The sequence below is a fragment of the Methanolobus sp. ZRKC2 genome (assembly GCF_045291185.1).
Taxonomy (GTDB): domain Archaea; phylum Halobacteriota; class Methanosarcinia; order Methanosarcinales; family Methanosarcinaceae; genus Methanolobus.
The window spans coordinates 2014996-2034038 of record NZ_CP146980.1; the positions used below are offsets into that span (position 1 = coordinate 2014996).

At 42.5% G+C, this 19043-nt stretch carries 17 protein-coding genes, 1 tRNA gene and 2 rRNA genes; 7 read left to right on the forward strand and 13 right to left on the reverse strand.

Annotation, left to right across the window (positions count from 1 at the left end):
• The first annotated feature begins 88 nt into the window (after nucleotides 1–88).
• The 5 genes from V7O62_RS09495 (at nucleotide 89) to V7O62_RS09515 (ending at nucleotide 5719) form a co-directional block, all read left to right on the forward strand.
• A 23S ribosomal RNA gene (locus V7O62_RS09495) occupies nucleotides 89–3016 on the forward strand.
• Nucleotides 3017–3115: 99 nt separating this feature from the next.
• Nucleotides 3116–3187, forward strand: a tRNA-Cys gene (locus tag V7O62_RS09500).
• Between the two features lie 31 nt (nucleotides 3188–3218).
• Nucleotides 3219–3340, forward strand: a 5S ribosomal RNA gene (gene rrf / locus V7O62_RS09505).
• A 395-nt stretch (nucleotides 3341–3735) separates the two neighbouring features.
• Nucleotides 3736–4110, forward strand: a complete 375-nt coding sequence (locus tag V7O62_RS09510; RefSeq protein ID WP_406656076.1) for a hypothetical protein — start codon at nucleotides 3736–3738, stop codon at nucleotides 4108–4110.
• A gap of 175 nt (nucleotides 4111–4285) precedes the next feature.
• The gene (locus tag V7O62_RS09515; RefSeq protein WP_406656078.1) at nucleotides 4286–5719 is read left to right on the forward strand and encodes a dihydrolipoyl dehydrogenase; all 1434 of its coding nucleotides are present in this window, start codon (nucleotides 4286–4288) and stop codon (nucleotides 5717–5719) included.
• A 16-nt stretch (nucleotides 5720–5735) separates the two neighbouring features.
• On the opposite strand, the gene V7O62_RS09520 is transcribed toward V7O62_RS09515, so the two are convergent.
• Nucleotides 5736–7178, reverse strand: a complete 1443-nt coding sequence (locus V7O62_RS09520) for a PAS domain-containing sensor histidine kinase (RefSeq protein WP_406656079.1) — start codon at nucleotides 7176–7178, stop codon at nucleotides 5736–5738.
• Nucleotides 7179–7367: 189 nt separating this feature from the next.
• Nucleotides 7368–7502, reverse strand: a complete 135-nt coding sequence (locus tag V7O62_RS09525; RefSeq protein WP_406656081.1) for a hypothetical protein — start codon at nucleotides 7500–7502, stop codon at nucleotides 7368–7370.
• Nucleotides 7503–7748: 246 nt separating this feature from the next.
• On the opposite strand from V7O62_RS09525, the gene V7O62_RS09530 reads away from it, so the two are divergent.
• On the forward strand, nucleotides 7749–8393 hold the full coding sequence (locus V7O62_RS09530) for a hypothetical protein (RefSeq protein WP_406656083.1): 645 nt from the start codon (nucleotides 7749–7751) through the stop codon (nucleotides 8391–8393).
• Between the two features lie 75 nt (nucleotides 8394–8468).
• On the opposite strand, the gene cofE is transcribed toward V7O62_RS09530, so the two are convergent.
• The 7 genes from cofE to V7O62_RS09565 all read right to left on the reverse strand — a co-directional run bounded on the left by cofE (nucleotide 8469) and on the right by V7O62_RS09565 (nucleotide 13904).
• Nucleotides 8469–9245: a coenzyme F420-0:L-glutamate ligase gene (gene cofE / locus V7O62_RS09535; protein WP_406656084.1), complete on the reverse strand. Its 777-nt coding sequence runs from the start codon at nucleotides 9243–9245 to the stop codon at nucleotides 8469–8471.
• Nucleotides 9246–10493, reverse strand: coding sequence for a phosphomethylpyrimidine synthase ThiC (gene thiC, locus V7O62_RS09540; protein ID WP_406656086.1), 1248 nt, complete (start codon nucleotides 10491–10493; stop codon nucleotides 9246–9248).
• Nucleotides 10493–11374, reverse strand: a complete 882-nt coding sequence (locus tag V7O62_RS09545) for a methylenetetrahydrofolate reductase (RefSeq protein WP_406658281.1) — start codon at nucleotides 11372–11374, stop codon at nucleotides 10493–10495. Before V7O62_RS09545 ends, thiC begins: the two co-directional genes overlap by 1 nt.
• Nucleotides 11375–11435: 61 nt before the next feature.
• Nucleotides 11436–12062: a hypothetical protein gene (locus V7O62_RS09550; protein ID WP_406656087.1), complete on the reverse strand. Its 627-nt coding sequence runs from the start codon at nucleotides 12060–12062 to the stop codon at nucleotides 11436–11438.
• Between the two features lie 41 nt (nucleotides 12063–12103).
• Nucleotides 12104–12751: a hypothetical protein gene (locus V7O62_RS09555; RefSeq protein ID WP_406656088.1), complete on the reverse strand. Its 648-nt coding sequence runs from the start codon at nucleotides 12749–12751 to the stop codon at nucleotides 12104–12106.
• 247 nt (nucleotides 12752–12998) lie between these two features.
• Complete coding sequence (locus tag V7O62_RS09560; RefSeq protein WP_406656089.1) at nucleotides 12999–13694, reverse strand: hypothetical protein; 696 nt, start codon at nucleotides 13692–13694, stop codon at nucleotides 12999–13001.
• Between the two features lie 9 nt (nucleotides 13695–13703).
• Nucleotides 13704–13904 carry a hypothetical protein gene (locus tag V7O62_RS09565; RefSeq protein WP_406656091.1) on the reverse strand — a complete coding sequence of 67 codons (201 nt, stop codon included), beginning with the start codon at nucleotides 13902–13904 and terminating at the stop codon, nucleotides 13704–13706.
• A 319-nt stretch (nucleotides 13905–14223) separates the two neighbouring features.
• Between V7O62_RS09565 and V7O62_RS09570 the strand changes: the two genes are divergently transcribed.
• Nucleotides 14224–14964 (forward strand): winged helix-turn-helix transcriptional regulator, encoded by a 741-nt coding sequence (locus V7O62_RS09570; RefSeq protein WP_406656092.1) that lies wholly within the window; start codon nucleotides 14224–14226, stop codon nucleotides 14962–14964.
• Here the strand turns inward: V7O62_RS09570 and V7O62_RS09575 are convergent, their stop codons facing one another.
• The 4 genes from V7O62_RS09575 to glyA all read right to left on the reverse strand — a co-directional run bounded on the left by V7O62_RS09575 (nucleotide 14965) and on the right by glyA (nucleotide 19022).
• Nucleotides 14965–15576 (reverse strand): methylenetetrahydrofolate reductase C-terminal domain-containing protein, encoded by a 612-nt coding sequence (locus V7O62_RS09575; protein WP_406656094.1) that lies wholly within the window; start codon nucleotides 15574–15576, stop codon nucleotides 14965–14967. It abuts the gene before it with no gap.
• A complete protein-coding gene (gene folP / locus V7O62_RS09580; protein WP_406656095.1) occupies nucleotides 15573–16808 on the reverse strand; it encodes a dihydropteroate synthase in 1236 nt (411 codons plus the stop codon). Before folP ends, V7O62_RS09575 begins: the two co-directional genes overlap by 4 nt.
• Before the next feature lie 71 nt (nucleotides 16809–16879).
• Complete coding sequence (gene folD / locus V7O62_RS09585) at nucleotides 16880–17740, reverse strand: bifunctional methylenetetrahydrofolate dehydrogenase/methenyltetrahydrofolate cyclohydrolase FolD (protein ID WP_406656096.1); 861 nt, start codon at nucleotides 17738–17740, stop codon at nucleotides 16880–16882.
• 46 nt (nucleotides 17741–17786) lie between these two features.
• On the reverse strand, nucleotides 17787–19022 hold the full coding sequence (gene glyA, locus V7O62_RS09590) for a serine hydroxymethyltransferase (protein WP_406656098.1): 1236 nt from the start codon (nucleotides 19020–19022) through the stop codon (nucleotides 17787–17789).
• Nucleotides 19023–19043: the final 21 nt, after the last annotated feature.

Consider the following 19043-nt stretch of genomic DNA (forward strand, 5'->3'; position numbering starts at 1 on the left):
ATGAAGTGTTCAACAACCCCATGTTGAACATAATGAGATCATGTATAAGCATGCATATATCAGACGCTCACTGGATAAAGTGAGGTGGACTCTGGTAATTATGCTTTCAGGTGGATGGCTCGGCTCAAGGGCTGATGAGGGACGTGCCAAGCTGCGATAAGCTCAGGGTAGGTGCATGGAACCGATGAACCTGAGATTTCCTAATGGGTCTTCCTAATGCGTTTTGCGCATTGATCAGTAATGATCGGGAACGCCCCGAACTGAAACATCTTAGTAGGGGCAGGAAAAGAAATCGAAGAGATGCCGTTAGTAATGGCGAATGAACACGGTAAAGTTCAAACTGAATCCCACTGGTAACATGTGGGAGATGTGGTGTTATAGGCTTTTCCTAAAGATCCCACTTGATTATAATCAAACTTTTCTGGAACGTTAGACCAAAGAGTGTGAAAGTCACGTAGGTATTAATCAAAGGATCTGGGATGTAGCCTGAGTAGCGTGGGTCGGAATTCTCGCGCGAATTTGGGAGGCACCAACTTCCAAAACTAAATACTTCTTGAGACCGATAGCGAACTAGTAGGGTGACCGAAAACTGAAAAGTACCCCAAAAAGGGAGGTTAAAAGTGCCTGAAACCTGGAAGCGATGGAGCGATATGGCATGAAAGGATCTTTGACACGAAGGAAACAGTCGCGAGGCTGCAGTACGAGTGTCATTGCCGATGTCATATCTTACGTTTTGAAGAACGGGCCAGGGAGTGTATCAAAATGGCGATGGCTAACTTTTTACTTAGGAAGCCGAAGCGAAAGCAACATGCTCGCAACCGCAAGGTGAGGAGCGGCGTATACAAGTGCGTGGAGTCATTATGATACGACCCGAAGCCGGGTGATCTAGGCGTGGGCAGGTTGAAGCGTGGCGAAAGCTACGTGGAGGACCGCAAGCGGTATTGATCTGCAAATCATTCGTGTGACCTGCGTCTCGGAGTGAAAGGCTAATCTAACCCGGCATCAGCTGGTTCCTTCCGAAACATGTCGTAGCATGACCTGACTGGAGATAGTCGGTGGGGTAGAGCACTGATTGGAGATCCTGGGGAAGAAATTCCTCACTCTCTTGTCAAACTCCAAAACCACCGTCGTCATAGAAAGTCGGAGTCCGGACTACCGGGGTAAGCTTGTAGTCCGTAAGGGAGACAACCCAGCCCGTGGTTAAGGTCCCCAAGTGTCGACTAAGTGTTAATACTAAAGGGCGTCCTAAGCCCTAGACAGCTGGAAGGTTAGCTTAGAAGCAGCTATCCTTTAAAGAGTGCGTAACAGCCCACCAGTCGAGGTTTAGGGCCCCGAAAATGGACGGGGCTCAAGTCGACCACCGATACCACGGAGCACCGAAAGGTGATCTTGTAGGAAGGCGTTGCGTTCGGGCAGAAGCAGGGCTGTGAAGTCCTGTGGACCGTGCGGAAACGAAAATCCTGGTAATAGTAGCAGCATAGATAGGTGAGAATCCTATCCGCCGAAGGGGCTAGGTTTCCTCGGCAATGATCGTCAGCCGAGGGTTAGTCGGTCCTAAGTTGTACCGTAATCCGAGTACATCAAAAGGGAAACAGGTTAATATTCCTGTACCATCTGACATTAAAACCGACGTTTTTGGGCAGGTTGAGCGGCGTCGTCGCGCCGTCTAAGCACCTAAATCTGTGGAGAGCCGTAATGGCGAGAAGCAGACGAATGTGTTATGGTGAAAATCAACTGCACCCGGGAACCCGTGAAAAGGGAGTCAGATGTCCGTACCGAGAACTGACACAGGTGCCCCTAGCTGAAAAGGCTAAGGCGTGTCGGAATATTTTGGCTAAGGGAATTCGGCAAATTAGCTCCGTAACTTCGGGAGAAGGAGTGCCTGCTGTGAAGACAGCAGGTCGCAGTGACAAGAGAGCTCTAACTGTCTAATATCAACATAGGAGATCGCAAACCTGAAAAGGCTAGTACGATCTCTGAATCCTGCTCAGTGCAGGTACCTGAAAACCCGGTTCAACGGGACGAAGGGCCTGTAAACAGCGGGGGTAACTATGACCCTCTTAAGGTAGCGTAGTACCTTGTCGCTTAATTGGCGACTTGCATGAATGGATCAATGAGAGCTCTACTGTCCCTAGCCAGAGTCCGGTGAAGCTTACTTTCTAGTGCACAGTCTAGAGACCTCTAGGGGGAAGTGAAGACCCCGTAGAGCTTTACTGCAGCCTGTCGTTGGGTTGTGATCTTGGATGTACAGTGTAGGTAGGAGACATCGAAGTCGGTGCGCCAGCATCGATGGAGTCGCCATTGGGACACTACCCTTCTGAGATTACGATCCTAACTCCGCGAGGAGGACCCCGATAGGTAGGCAGTTTGCCTGGGGCGGGACGCCCTTGAAAAGATATCAAGGGCGCACAAAGGTTGACTCAAGTGGGTCGGAAACCCACTGAAGAGTGCAAGAGCATAAGTCAGCCTGACGTTATTCAGCACAGTAGTGGATGACGAGACGAAAGTCGGTTCTAGCGAACTTTTGTGTCCCGCTTGGTGCGGGCCAAAAATGACAGAAAAGTTACCTCGGGGATAATTGAGTTGTTGCCGGCAAGAGCACATATCGACCCGGCAGCTTGCTACTTCGATGTCGGTTCTTTCCATCCTGGCCGTGCAGCAGCGGCCAAGGGTGAGGTTGTTCGCCTATTAAAGGAGATCGTGAGCTGGGTTTAGACCGTCGTGAGACAGGTCGGTTACTATCTACTAGAGGTGTACGTGGTCTGAGGGTAAGCTACCTTTAGTACGAGAGGAACAGGGTAGCGGCGCCTCTGGTGTATCGGTTGTCTGACAAGGCATCGCCGAGCAGCTACGCGCTAAGGAATAAGAGCTGAATGCATCTAAGCTCGAAATCTGACCTGAAAAGAGACTGCATTAAGGGTTCCGATAGAAGATCGGTTTGATAGGGTCGGGATGTAAGCACCAAGGCAACGAGGTGTTCAGTCCGCGGCTACTAACCATCCGTGCCTATCTACCTTACTTTGTCCAGGCGAAATCTGATATGTACATGCAAATTATACAAGATCAAAAGGTAAAGTATTTAACATAATGGTCCCAATAATTTATCGCTCAAAACGCCAAGGTGGCGGAGCGGCTACGCAATCGCCTGCAGAGCGATTCCATTCCGGTTCGAATCCGGACCTTGGCTTTACCTATAAAAAAAATTCATCGTAAGTGAGTCTGGCGGCCATAGCGGCAGGGCAATTCCTGTACCCTTTCCGAACACAGAAGATAAGTCTGCCAGCGTTCCATATTGTACTGAAGTACGCGAGTCTTCGGGAACTATGGATCGCTGCTGGCTCACTTACTAACCTTTACTACTATCACTACTACTTTTTCTACAACACTATCCAGAAGAATAAGAGCAGATGCTATCATTATTTTTACATTGTCACTCTAATAACCAAAAATATTTTATCTAATTAGTATTTCCTAATTAATATACTCAAAAGCATCTTTATAGTATCAAATACGTTCACTACTTGTTTCTCTCTCGTTCGAAAGTAATGGGGTCAACTGACCCTTGTTACTTTTTCGATGTGCTCTGTTTTTAATTTTATCTCAGTAAAAGGTTTTGATTTTCTGTATTAACGTGGCAGCTTGCTGCATTAGTGCTTCTTGCCAAGATGAAGGCAAAAGCAAGTATAAAGTAACATAAGATCCCTGATATTATAGGCTTATTGTGGGGAGCTTAATATGGGAAAGAAAAAAATAGTTTTTGTTTACAATGCTGATAGTGGAATATTCAGTTCAATTGGAGATTATGTGCACAAGGTTGTTTCACCATCTACATATGGGTGCAATCTCTGTGGTCTTACATACGGTAATACAGGGATGATGAAACAAAGCTGGAAATCATTCGTTTCAGGACTGAAATTCCCTGTAGAATTTCTCCATAAGGATGAGTTCTCTAAAAAATATGATCTTGAAGATGTATCATTTCCATGTGCATTTATTGAATCAGAAGGTGAACTGGAACTCTTGATAAATTCAGATGAAATGAACGCTCTTAGCAACCTTGATGAGTTGAAATCATTGGTGTCTGAAAAAGTGGCTGCGGTTCCTGACTGAATGAGGTCATTTTGTGAGCAGGCTGCGTTCTGCATGATTTTTTTGAGTTTGGTATTGATAATTCAACTTGGCTCTCTTGCATATTTGCTTGGGTACCTGTCGTAAATTCTTTCCCGGCAATAATTATAACAGTGCGTAGCATCTAATATCCAGTGAATATCATGTGGGGAATCAGATGAAAGAATATGATCTCATTGTAATTGGCACAGGCTCCGGCATGAACTATGTTTATCCCATGATGGATGCAAACCCGGATCTTACGGTTGCTGTTGTGGAAAAAGATAAACCTGGTGGCATCTGCCTGACACGTGGTTGCATACCCTCAAAGATGCTTCTCTATCCTGCAGAACTTGTAAGGGATATACAGCAAGCGCATAAATTTGGAATTAATGCGGATATAGAAAGTATTGATTTCAAGGCTGTAATGGACAGGATGAGGTCGTCTATTTCCGAGGATATTGAAAGCATAAAAGAGAGCTATTCTTATAGTCCGAAAATTGACCTATATACAGATGCGGCAGAATTTGTAAGTCCCTATACACTGAAAACAGGCGAAGATACAATTACGGCAAAGATGATTTTTTTAAGTACCGGTTCTAAGCCTGCGATACCACCTGTCAGGGGCCTTGAAGAGGCGGGTTATCTTACCAGTGACACCGTTCTTGGCCTTGAAGAACTCCCTGAAAGTATTGCAATAATTGGCGGTGGTTATATTGCTGCTGAATATGGGCACTTCTTTTCTGCTATGGGTTCAAAGGTAACAATAATAGGAAGAAACCCTTTTATCCTTCCAAATGAAGAGCCGGAGATTTCTACCCTTGCAAAAAAGATGATGTCGGATTACATGGATATACTCACAAATTATGAAGTTCTTGAGATATTCTCGTCGGAAGAGGGAAAAAAGATTATTGCAAAAAACCGGGAGACAGATGAAGAGATTGAGATCGTATCCAGTGAGATACTTGTTGCCACAGGCAGGTCTCCGAACACCGATATTCTGAAACCTGAAAAGGCTGGCATCGAGACCGATTCAAGGGGCTGGATAAAAGTTGATGAGCATCTGGAAACATCAGCAAAGAATGTCTGGGCTTTCGGGGATGCTATTGGAAAATATCTTTTCAAACATGTTGGCAATCATGAATCAACTGTAGTTTACTACAATGCTGTGCTCGGTAAAAAAGTCAAAGCAGACTATCATGCTGTTCCACATGCTGTCTTTTCCTATCCGGAGATAGCAGGTGTAGGTATGAGTGAAGCCCGGGCAGCAGAAGAATACGGAGAACAGAACATCGTAATAGGTTTCTATCGTTTTGACCAAACAGCAAAAGGTGTCGCAATGGGTCTTCAGGATGAATTTGTTAAAATTATATTCGAAACAGCGACACAGAAGATTTTAGGTGCCCATATAATAGGACCTCAAGCTTCAGTACTCATCCACGAGATCATACCAGTTCTCTACACTGCTGACCAGAGTGCCGATCCGATAATGCATGCAATGGACATTCATCCTTCCTTGAGTGAGGTTATAAAAAGGGCTTTTTATTCAAGAATGCATGTAAGTGAGTATCATATGATCATGAAAGGTCTTGGTCTGGAAGAAAATGCATAGGATCGCTAAAATGCATTCAGTCCTTTTCTTCTGCATTTAAGGGCAGCTCGAGAATAAAAGAGGACCCTTTTCCGGGTTCACTTTCAATGCGGATATTCCCTTTGTGCATTTCAATATATTTTTTTACCAGGAATAATCCAAGTCCTGTCCCCTCATATGTGTGAGAAGCGTTGGCCTGTTCAAAGGGCTGGAAAAGACGTTTTTGATTCTCTTCTGATATTCCTTCTCCTGTGTCTGATACTTTAATAATGAGCATGTTTTCTGCCTTTTCTGCAAACACTTCAACTTTCCCGCCCTCAGGTGTAAACTTGATAGCATTGCTCACCAGATTATAGATTATTTGTTTAAATCTCATCTTGTCAGCATGTATGGCAGGAATGTTTTTGCCTATAATGAATTTAAGGTGTACTCTCTTCTTTATAGAGAGGGATTCCATTATGTCAGATATTTCCTGGAAAGTTTCGGATACAGTAAACTGCTCAGGATCAATTTCCATTTTGCCGGCTTCTATCTTTGAAAGATCGAGTATGTTATTGATAAGCTCCAGCAGGTGGTTTCCACTTTTATTAATGTTCATTATATACTGCTGTTGCTGTTTATTCAAGTCCCCCGCAATTCCCTCGAATAGTATCTCGGAAAAACCTATTATCGAATTCAGAGGTGTTCTAATTTCATGGCTCATGTTTGCAAAGAACTGGTTTCTGGCTTTGTTTGCAGCTTCAGTTGATGCTTTGGCTCTGAGTATTTCATCAGCTTTTTTTCTGGAAGTTATATCGCGGCTGATTCCGGCAATTCCAATACATTTTCCTTCTCCGTTGAGTAGCGGAGATTTTATAGTTTCAATAAAAATCTGCCTGTTGCCATCGTCGATACACTCCTCATATCTTTTGATTTTGCCGGTTTCCATTATCTCCTTGCTCAGGTTACAGAGATATGTCGCTTTTTTTTCAGGGAAAAGTTCATGGTCCTTTTTCCCTTTCACCTCTTCGACCGGAAGTGTCACATGTTCTGAAAATGCCGGATTACATCCCATATATTCCCCGTTGCTATCTTTGAAAAAGACCATGTCAGGAATAGAATCCAGAAGCCCTTTGAGGATAGATGTCTTTTTGCCAAGTTCGTTTCTTGCTACACGATGCCCTTCAACTTCACTTCTCAACCTTTCTGCACTTGAGATGGTTGGGATCCAGCTTATAATCCCGATTCCCAGCAGGATGAAACTTAGAATACGACCTAGGATATCTTCGAAAATTGTCTCAAATATCGTACCTTCTACATAATTTTCAATAAACCATATATCGTCAAAAGCATCAGCAATGTACCCTATACTCATCAGGGAGAATCCTGCAACAATTAACTTCCATCCTGTATTGGATATCTCTCTGTTCTTTTTCCCTGAAAGCCAGAGGTACGTTGTTATGAATATCAGTATTATTGCTACGAAAGATTCTTCTATCAAGTTTCCCAAGAAAGATCCGTCCTTTAAATGCTGGATAATGATAAAGGTGTCACTTTTGCACAAAGTGATGTCCCTATATATATCACTTTTTATTTTATTTTTGTCAAGTAAAATTAATGACGTATCATCTCTATCTTCTAATTTCAAATAAAAAAGGAAAGGTGAACATCCCCTTGGATCACTTGGGTTTTAATTGTCGATAATGTCTGCTGCTTCTTGTGGGATGAAGAATTTGTCGTCTTCACTGAGTGCTGCATCACCATTAGCCATTGGGGCAGCTACGACAATACCCTCAAGATCGTATTTTAAGATACAAAACTCCATTATTTACCGGGTCATGACGCTCTTTAAAATACATATCGAGAGAATGTGATTTGCTGTATTCCAATCTCCATTTGGTGAATTCTGATTTTATTTCACATCTATTTTCGGAAAATGTTCTTATGTACTGTTTTCCGAAAGCCCAATCAATAGGTTACCTGAATCATTGAAATAAATTATCTTGCTTGCACTAAATCATAATTCTTAAATAAATTCAAGTACTTGCTTTTTATCGGAGGTTATTGGGGTATGTTAAAGAATTGCTTTGTTTTAGCTATGCTAATCGCTATTATAACTTTGATTGTAACCGGATTTGCATCAGGAACTGAAGATCAGACAATGGGAACCGATTGTGTAAAAACGGAATGCTTTGAGGAGACTGCGTGGGCTGCTCAGTGCAAACCTGGAGATCACCGTTTTGTTGACCGGGGTAACTGGGCGACTTACACAAAGTATAACTTAGGTACAGGCACAGAGTCCAGTCCTGTAAGGTATCCGATCTATGCAGGACAGACTTATCGGGCTGGAACCCTGAAAGTTTATGATGAAACTACGTATCAATCCGAAGGTGAGTGTGGTCCGGGATATTATGGCACTATCTATCTCAGGTATAAATTAAGTGGATCAGAACCCATTTACAAAAATGGATATGTTGGTTCATGGGTGGGATTTAATGAGTATCATCTGCAAGTGGTGGATGAAGCTATCGATTTCAATACTGTAACAACAAAAAAAGGTAATCCTATTCCCGGACACTTCGATTATTCAAAGGAATATGATCCTAAAACCACTGATTCTGGATGGATTCAGGTAGAAGTTTGTGGTTATCAATGCGATGCTTACATAGCTGCACATAGTGTTATGGAATGGTGCGAATACTCGAAAGAAGTTTGAGCATAATGCAAAACTCTGGAGTACAATGTGCTCCTTCTTTCTCTTTTTAGGACACTATTAATGAAATTCGAGCATTCATGCTTTTCTTATGTTACTGTAGTACATGCACTCATCCGGTGAAAAAAGAGGCATTTCCAGGGATTTCTTTACAACCTGGATCGGTGCACCACGGACCAGTACTGCAGGTACACTTTCTCCCGTTTCCCCCATGAGTATCTGGGCAGCAGAGACAAGGTTGTCTGCAACAGCCTTGCGGCTTATCTTCATTTCTTTTCCGAAAAGATCCAGTTTTCCCCTTTCATCTTCTACAGGAATTATACCTGAAGTTCCAAGAGCTATGCCGACACATCCGAGTCTGAGAGGTTGAGTGCGGCTATCCCCAATTATCACTCCGATGTGGCACTTGCAGCGTTTCTCGATGTCCATGCGAATTCTCTCTGCGCTTTTCTGGGGATCCTCAGGAAGTAGTACAACGTAACCCTTTGGAGCATTGGAGCTGTCGATACCTGCATTTGGAGAGAGGGTTCCGTCTGTGATAGTGAGTGCTGCACCCGGCACTCCTCCGAATATCTCATCACATTCCTGCAGAATAAGCTCCATTTCTCGCGGATCGAGCTGGTATTTTCGAGCCAGTTCTTCTGCTTCTCCTGAGGGTTTAACATCCTTTAAGCACATGAGGCGATTCTCGGCTGTTGCCAGCGGTGATTCGGCAATGATGAGGATATCATTATCTTGAAATCGCATTCCCTGCTTCCCGAGAGAATCGATTATGACATCTGCAATATTGTCTCCCGGTTTGATAAGAGGTGTTTTAATTCCAAGCATCTGCAAAGATGGATGATCGGTTTGCACTTACTCCTCTCCGGAAAGATAGTTCTTCATTATCTTTATCGCGCAATAGTCCCCGCACATGGAACAGGGTCCTTCATCAGGACACATCTGAGTCGGTCTGTCTTGGTCAATAGCAAGCTCAGCCTGTCCTCTCCAGTCAAAGCTAGCTCTTTTTGTGGCAAGCATGAGATCATTTTCGCTTAAGCCGTATTTCATGGAATCGCCGATATGGGCTGCGATTCTGAATGCAATAAGGCCTTCTTTGACCTGTTGGGGATTTGGCAATGACAGGTGCTCTGCAGGAGTTATGTAGCAAAGGTAATCGGCACCTGCTCCACTTGCTATGCTTGCACCGACAGCACCTGCAATATGATCGTATCCAACGGCTATGTCAGTTGGCAAGGGGCCTGCTACGAATAAAGGAAAGTCTGCTTTTTCTTTATACAATCTGACAGAAGCAGGTATCTCAGATGCCTGGATATGTCCACCCATTCCGTTAATGATTACCTGTACTCCATTTTCATTTGCTCTTTTTGCAAGAGTGGCGTTTGTCTCTATCTCCATTAACTGGGCACTGTCCTTCAGGTCATGAATACATCCGCTTCTCATTGTATTTCCGAGGGAGAGAACAACATCATTTTTCCTGAGTATCTGCATAATTTCATCAAAATACTCAATGAACGGATTCTCACAATCGTTGAGCAGCATAAAACTGCTGGTAAAGGACCCGCCCTTGGATACCATGCCCATGACCCTTCCTGAATTTTTCAGCTTTTCCAGCATTTTCCTTTCGACACAGTGGAGAAGTACCGAACTTACGCCCTCATCGATGTGCTTTTTCATGTATGAGAGAATGCCATCAAAGGTCACGCTTTCCATTCCGCATTCGACTATAGTCTGGTAGATGGGGACGGTTGTGACGGGAAGTTCTGTATTCTCAAACACCATCTCCCTGATAGCAGATATATCTCCTCCCATAGATAGATCCGTAATGGTACCTGCACCGTATTTTTGTGCTATCTTTACTTTTTCAATCTCAGCAGCAGGGTCTATCGAGGCTGAAGATGTTCCGAGGTTCACATTTATTTTGGTGCTTGCACCCTTACCAATTGCAACAGGTGGACATCCTTTGCGTGTCATTATGACAAGACTGCCGTTTGCGACATTTTCAAGAATGAGTTCTTCTTCAATGCCCTCAATTCTTGCAACTTCCAGCATCTCAGGTGTGAGGGTACCACCTTTTGCATGGTCTATCTGCGTTTTAATCATCAAATGTTCTTCCTTATCCCGGCCATTTCAAGTATCATGGGTGTTTTATCGTGTTTTCCGATTGGCATAATATGGATTCCACGGCAGAGCTTCTTAAGCTCAATTATAGTTTCCGAGCATATGGACATACCTTCATCTATCGGATTTTCAGCATTTTCCATTCTTTCTATAATTTCAGTGGAAACATTGATGCCCGGAACATTTCGGTTCATGAAATGTGCCATGTTCGTGGATTTAAGAGGAATGACGCCAGCAATTATCGGAATTCCAATATCTCCTGTTTCTTCCATAAATGCCTCGAACTGCCCGGTATCATAGACTGCCTGCGTCTGGACGAAATCAAGTCCCATTTTTGCCTTTTTCCGCAGCTTCATCATCTGCATAAATTTTGTAGGGTCGGTGTTCGTGACTGCACCGACTGTAAAAACAGGCGGTTTTTCTATTAAGTTACCTTCAAGATCATATCCTTCTTTCATTTTTCGGATGATGTCAAGAAGTTGCACTGAGTCCATATCATAGACCGGCTTTGCACCAGGATGGTCTCCTTTGGTGGTGTAATCACCTGTCATCACGCAAATGTTCCTGACACCAAGCGCGTATGCTCCCAGAAGTTCAGATTGCAATGCAAGGCAATTGCGGTCTCTGCATGTCAACTGCATGATAACCTCATGTCCTGCGTCCAGCAACGCCTTGCTGACTGCTATGGGGCTCATTCTCATGACTGCCCGCTGGTTATCCGTGACGTTGAGGGCATCAGCAAAGTCTCGTATAAGCTCTGCATCTGCAAGAGCTTCGCAGAGATCTGTTCCCTTCGGTGGACTGATCTCCGCAGTGATAAGAAAATCGTCTGATTCGAGTTTGTCTTTGAAGGTCAGGGACATCGAGGGATTATATGTAGGTCCGGCTTTTAAATTCATCGCAGCAGGAGATCGGGTTTATTTTTCAGGATGTAATTTTGTTGATTGCATTTACTTGATCAGTAATGATTTTTTTGAACTCTTCTGGTTTGTCAGGATAAAATCCAAATTTTCCATTATTTGTTTTAACTTCGACGTATGTGGAATGTTTTACCCGTCTCTCCGCTCTTGATAATATTGCTACATAGAAATAAATGGCAAGTGTAATTTTTGCGATGATCAAACCTATTATTGCTTCCGGTGGGGCATGTAAAATTTGATATTTTTGAATAGATTGAATTATATCATAACTATAGTATCCCATCACTCCTATTATGCACAGGTACACCATACTGCGTAGCAAGAAGTTGATTTTTTTTGTTTTGATATCCTTTATTTCTTTCATGTCTAGATTAACAGGATCGAAAAATTGTCGGTGGATTGTCATCTTATTGTTTCTGATTTTCAGGGTATTTCGGTCTTGAAGAATTAATGCTGCAATGGACAGATACGAGAAGATATAGGCCAGTATTTCAAAAGTTGCGTTGAAGATGCCTAAAATTAGAAAGAAGTACACAACTATCATTGGAATTATCAGGATCTTCAGCAGGCTGAAATCCTTGGGTATATCTACGCGAATTATGGATTTTGAATTTATAGTTTGCATATCCATCTGGTTGCTCCAATTTGATCATGGATCCTTAACATTAAGGATCAGTTCAGAAGATCGAGTTTTTCTTTCAGGAGCAGATACTTTGATTCATTTTCGGGGTACAAAGTAATCTCGCCGGGATTAATATCTATTTTGATTATTTTTTGGTACCTAGAGCAATTATAGAGTCGATATAGAAGGAAGCTAAACAGCAGTATCATGAAAGTAGGCATGAAAACATTCGTTCCATCTTCGAATCCATATTTGCTGACTGAATTATATAGACTGGAGATTTGTATGCTCCAGGTTATTAGAGCAGCTATTCCAACTACTATATACTGGATATTCCTGTGCTTGTAGTTGAAGTTGTCAGTATAGGTTACTTTTTGAATTTTGTCCTTTGAAAGTATCTTTTTTCCCGAAATGGGATCATGTATCTGCAATCTCTCATTATCAATTGATATTTTCTTGCTGCTCTGTAAAAAAAGCAATACTAATATTGCATTAGTAAACAGAGCATAAATAAGATAGGTCCAGATCGTTCTGTAAAGGTGGTCGATGAAGGATGTAGTCAACCACAAAAGTATGAGTACAATGAGTATTGCTAATGAGCGAAAGTCTATAATCTGTATTTGGACGCGCATTTTCTCAACGTAGCGGGGTCCATTCTTTATCGCTTTATCAGATATGTTCTTGTATTCTGGTGACAATTAAAAAACTCTCTTATTCTTAATGTGTGAATATTTCCTTTATTGTGCTTGCTGATATAGAAGATGTAACCCAATTTTACCGAGCCATCGCTTAATAATTCTTCATTTCTTAAAAAAGATTCTAAGAGTATTAAAATTTTTGGCCAGGTCATCAAACTGAAAGCAACAATGGTTATTTGAAAAAGAGTAAAACCACCAGATTTGAACTAGCTGTTAATCCTGTTCCTGAATAAAATGGCAATGAAAACTAACTTAAGGTTCCCAAAATACCAGTTGAAAGTAACTGTTTGTAATCTTCTTTTGAATTATTTATGATTCCTGTGTTTTGATCTGCAATACAGTTATTCAATGCTCTGATATGTCCTCCTTTATAGCCTCTGTGGTATTGCTTTGCTACGGTCTCCTTTATACCATTGTTTTCTTTCAGTGTTTTCCCCTTAGTACCGTAATAAATAATGAAATAATGGTCCAGTCCGTCTCCGAAGGGCTTTACTATTACTTCAAAGTATCCAGATGTTTCTTCGCTTTCATATCGTGTTACATTAAGATTCGTCGGGCTTAAATCCGTTTTGTTTTTGTAGTCCTGTCCCTCTTCAGTAATATCTATAGTATCACTAAAGACATCTCCATGCTCTCTCAGGTATCTACAAAGTTCCTTTTCCCCTTTTTCCAGATCGTCTGAATCATCGAAATACCATACTGTCATAATAGTCTTACTTGTATAATTCATAGAGTCGGAATATTGTGATATCGCAGGAAAATAGGGAGAAGGATCAAGTTTGTTGTCCTTCAGATAGTCAGGCACATACCAGTATACCATATCTTCCGGTTCGGGCAGTCCCGGGCCGATTGCTATCATCGGCAAAAATGTGTAAACAGTAGCAAACAGGATGAGACTAACTGCTGCAACAAAGATTATTTTCTTATGCTTTGTCTTCAACATTTTCATCTCTCAAAGCACTATTACTGATGAAATTATATTCGTAATTATAATTGACAAAATGATAATTCCTGACCAGTACAATTTGCTTACTTTCCATTTCTTTTTTGTTGCCAGCAAGTCTACCATCAGGATCATGGAACTGAACAGCATGATTTCGACAAAAAGAGCTGGAAGATTGTTTTCAGTTCCATAAAAATATTCCATTGGCATATTCGGTCCAGGTTCGCTTGCTTATTTCATTCGAAAATGCATGTGGGTATGAAAATTTTATTAAGTCAATGCTTTAAAATAATATAACAATTGCTCTAAAAATTTTAAGCATAAACTAAGTAATTAACGGTTAAGTTCTAAATCTCAGCCAATTATTTTGTAAGTGTCCTTCATTTCATAGTTGGAACATTGGCCATAATCTATAAATGCAATCTTTTTTACTTTAAGCATAAATAAATGCTTAAGTACATGACTCAATTAATGGACACTATCTTCTTGAATTTTATACATTCTTGATAGCCTGAAGAGGTTGAAAAATTTGACTCTAAAATCATATGCAATCCTTAGAGCAGTATGCGTGTTGTTTCTGGTCTCCATCACTTGTTTTACGTCAAGCGCTGAATATATTATAGAAACTACAAAAAATGCATCTATTCCTGATGAATATGTATGTAGTAGTGGAGCAGAAGGAACTCTAACTTTCTGGGAATTACCACTTTATTTCAAATTAATATCCATAGGTTGCTTCCTTTCATTTTCACTTTTCGGACCTTTGAAGTTTCTTCCTATTCTTTTGGGTAAGTCCAAATTCGTTAAAAGGAACAAAAACAGGCAAAATATTCTTTCCTATATTTCAGATCATCCTGGATGCTCAGAAACTGATATCCTCAATGATCTGGACATGAAAAGGGGAACTTTCAGGTATCATGTGGAAAAACTTGGACTGGCAAATATGCTTGTCTTTGCTAAAAAAGGAAAATTTACCAGTTATTTTCGCAATGAACTTTTAATGGATGATAAAACTATTTCTTCAAGCACACATATGAGGAAAGACACAAGAAAGAAAGTGTTTGAAGCTATTCTTAAAGAACCAGGGATCACGAACAAGGAACTTTCGTCAAAGTTGGGGTTGGATAAAAGCACCATCAACTGGCATATCAATAAGTTAGAGGAAGAAGATGTGATTAATTACGAAAAGCATGGAAGGTTCAAAAGATATTATCCGAAGGTTGGTCCAAAGATGAATTCTGATAAGAAAACTCCCGGGTTTTCAAAGTAACTATCCTTCTGCCTTTTCACAGGTCCATATCTTTTCCAGCAGGTCAAGCCTGCCGATTTTCTCTAATCTCTCGAAAATTAATTCCCAGACGCAGTCTTTTTCAGGGTCAACTTCACACTTTCCTTCAATTGAACCACCACAGGGACCATTGAGAAGCTGTTTGGGACACTGGCCCTTGGGGCAAATTCCACCGAAATAGTAAACCTTGCAATCTCCGCACATGGCGCAGAGTTCAGGGACTACTTCTCCCTGTGACCGTCCTCCAAGAGATTCAGTGTTATTCGAAGGGTAGACTGGTGTCTCTGCTACTTTAGACACAATAGAAACCCCGCTTCCACATGCCATAACAAGGATTGACTTTGCTTCCTTTATGACAGGATTCTTTTTAACAAGTGAATCAAAGGATGCCACACTGCAGGCAGCACTCGGGATGCACCATCCAACTACATGCTTTCCTGCTTCCTCAAGGCGCTGGCGCATATTCAGGACTTCGGGTTCCCCACCAACATGTAATTTTGCAGCACAAGCTCCACAGCCTATAATAAAGATATCATCCTCATCCTTCAGCAGTTTGATTATCTCTTCAAAGGGTTTTGCAGATGAGACTATCATAGTTCCCTCTGATAACGGTGTTCTACATCCATGTCATTTTCAAGGACCTCTGCTATCATTTCAGCAATAAGTGGAAGATTGCGTGCCTGGAATGATAGTTTCCGGACCAGTTTTTCAAATTGCAGAAGCGTTCCTATTATGAGAATATCTGTCTTCTCGGTTTCATGGGAAACAGCGTCACGCTCAAGAGCGGCATCTCCTCCACGCGCCAGTATCTCCTGCTTGATTATCAGTGCCTCAGTAGTGGTGATGTTATTCACACGTACTACTTTGCTCACGGTTTTGTTCTTCATGACTTTAGCACCGGCAGAGGTGACACCAATACTTTTCATGAGGTATTCGGCATCATCTGGGTGGGTTATATCCATAACGGCCACCTCAAAATTCCCTGATTTCACAAAGGACTGTCTCTTTCTCATTACCCTTGCAACCTCGACCACGTCCTTTGTTTCAGGGATGTCGTGTGTCCTTATTATATGTGCTCCCTTGTGGACCACGATTGCCGTTGCAGCAAGGCTTCCATATAGTCTTTCACTTGCGGGTTTGTGCAGTATAGCATCAATGCAGGATTTTCTTGAGACTGCTGCAAGCAGTAGCTTTCCGAAAACCTTCAGACTTTCGAACTGGTCTATGGTCTCAAAATCAAATATTGGATCCTTTTCAGGAATCCACTTCCCTATGGCCGGGTCCAGTATGAGATTGCTTGTATCTATACCTCTGGCATCAGCCCTGGCAATTATAGATGCAAGCGACTCCATGATAGCATTCATTCCGACAGGATCCCCTGGAAACTCTTCTGATGCCATTACCACTGCGGGACAATTGTGATCTGCTACAACATTGATCATATGCGGATCAGCCGTAAATCCCGAAACGTCATTAATGATATCTGCACCATGTTTCAGGGATTCTTCCGCAATGGTGGAGTATATCGTATCTACGGAGATTAGTGCATCCACGTTATCCTTCAGGATGTCCAGTGCGGGGATCATGCGTTCCAGTTCTTCTTCCTTTCCAATGGCGGGTTTTGCAAGAGGCCACGTAGAACGTGCACCGATGTCCAGTATAGTTGCGCCGTCGTCTACCATTTTATGGGCAACATCAAGAAGAGAATCAGTACTAACAACCGAATCTTTGTAGAAGGATTCCTTGCTGAGGTTGATAACACCCATCAATCTTACAGGGTGCTCATCTCCAACCTTCAAGCCGCATATATCAACATCAATAGCCATTATTTAACCTGTACTATCATTTCAGGATATTATAATATATAATTGACATAATTAAAATATAAATGTGCTTATCAGGAGTTTCTTGCTGCCATAAGCACGTGCTCCATAAGAATGGCGATGGTCATGGGACCTACACCTCCAGGAACCGGAGTTATTAACGAGGCTTTTTTGACCACGTTATCATAATCAACGTCACCGTAGACCTTGCCGTCCTCCTCGGTGATGCCAACATCGAAGATAACTGCATCTTCCTTAACCATGTCTGCCTTTATAAGATGCTTGACACCTGTTCCCACTACAAGGATATCGGCATCAAGGGTGTACTTCTTCAGATCATCTGTAAATACATGGCAAACAGAAACCGTTGCATTCCTGTTGATAAGCATCGCAGCCATAGGTTTTCCTACAACATTGCTGTGTCCCACAACAACTGCGTGCTTGCCCTGTATTGGTACGTTGTATTCTTCAAGCGCCCTGATTACGCCTTTTGGTGTGCAGGGTACAAGACCTTCCTCACCTATCAGGAGCTTGCCCATATTGTATGGGTGGAATCCGTCGGCGTCCTTTGCAGGATCGATTGCAAGCATTGCTGCCTTATCATCAAGGTGTTCCGGAAGAGGTAACTGGAGGAGGATTCCGTGTATGTCCTCCCTTGAATTCAATTCCCGGATACGCTGCATGAGTTCTTCCTGGGTGGAAGATTCTGGCATGTTCTGGTCTTCTGCATGTATGCCCACCCTTTCGCATGCCTTGTGTTTCAGGCGTACATACATTCTGGATGCAGGGTCTTCACCAACAAGTATCGTTGCAAGTCCGGGAGTAATTCCTTCTTGTGCTTTAAGTTTGTCAACTCCCTGCTTAACCTGCTCTTCCAACTTCTTTGACAGGCTTCTTCCATCTATTTTCCTGGAATCGTAGTTCTCTTCTGTCATTATGCAAACCCCTGTGATATTTTTCCAATACAGGAATGTGCTTCACTTATTTATATATAGGGAACCCGCTGCAAAGCTGTTCGACGTCAGAGTTGATACCATGAAGGACTGTATCATCATTGAGGTTGTTGATAACCTCTGCAATGAATCCTGCGATCTCTTTCATGTTCTCTTCCTTCATTCCCCTGGTCGTAGGTGCAGGTGTACCGATCCTTATTCCACTGGTGATAAAAGGACTCCTTGTCTCAAAGGGAATGGTATTTTTGTTAAGTACAATACCTGCCTTGCTCATTGCGGCCTCTGCCTCTTTTCCTGTGATATCAAACTTGTTCAGGTTGATCAGCATCACATGGTTGTCAGTTCCGCCTGAGACAATGTCAAAGCCCCTGTCCTGTAGCTCTTTAGCCAGTACACTTGCATTCTTTACTGTCTGCTTCTGGTCTGCCTTGAATTTCTCACCCATGGCTTCCTTGAATGCAACGGCCTTTGCTGCGATAACGTGCATGAGGGGACCACCCTGGATTCCGGGGAACACTGCCTTATTCAGGTCCTTTGCATATTCTTCTTTGCACATAGCCATTCCACCTCTCGGTCCTCTGAGGGTCTTGTGGGTTGTGGTTGTAACAAAGTCTGCATAGGGTACGGGATTTGGATGTGCTCCGGCGGCAACGAGTCCTGCGATATGTGCAATGTCTGCGAGCAGGTATGCTCCTACTTCATCGGCTATGTCCCTGAAAGCTTTGAAATCAATGGTTTTAGAGTATGCTGAAGCACCACAGACTATCATCCGGGGTTTTTTCTCCTTTGCCATTTCCATAAGTGCATCATAATCAAGAGCTTCGGTTTCCCTGTCAACACCATAAGGTACTATATTATAGAGCTGGCCTGCAAAGTTTACAGGGCTTCCGTGTGAAAGGTGTCCGCCATGTGATAGGTCCATAGACATGATAGTGTCGCCGGGTTTGAGGACTGAGAAATAGCATGCCATATTGGCACCGGAACCTGAATGTGGCTGTACGTTAACATGTTCGGCACCGAAGATTGCCTTTGCTCTCTCGATTGCAAGATCCTCTGCAATATCGACGAATTCACATCCGCCGTAGTAGCGTTTTCCTGAATATCCTTCAGCGTATTTGTTCGTCATCACAGAGCCCTGTGCTTCCATTACTGCACGGCTTGCATAGTTCTCTGATGCAATCAGGTTTAACTTGTAATCCTGACGGTTCGCCTCAAGCTTAAGGGCTTCGGCGATCTCTGGGTCAACTTCCGAGATATAAGACATTTCAATCAACCGTTATATCCG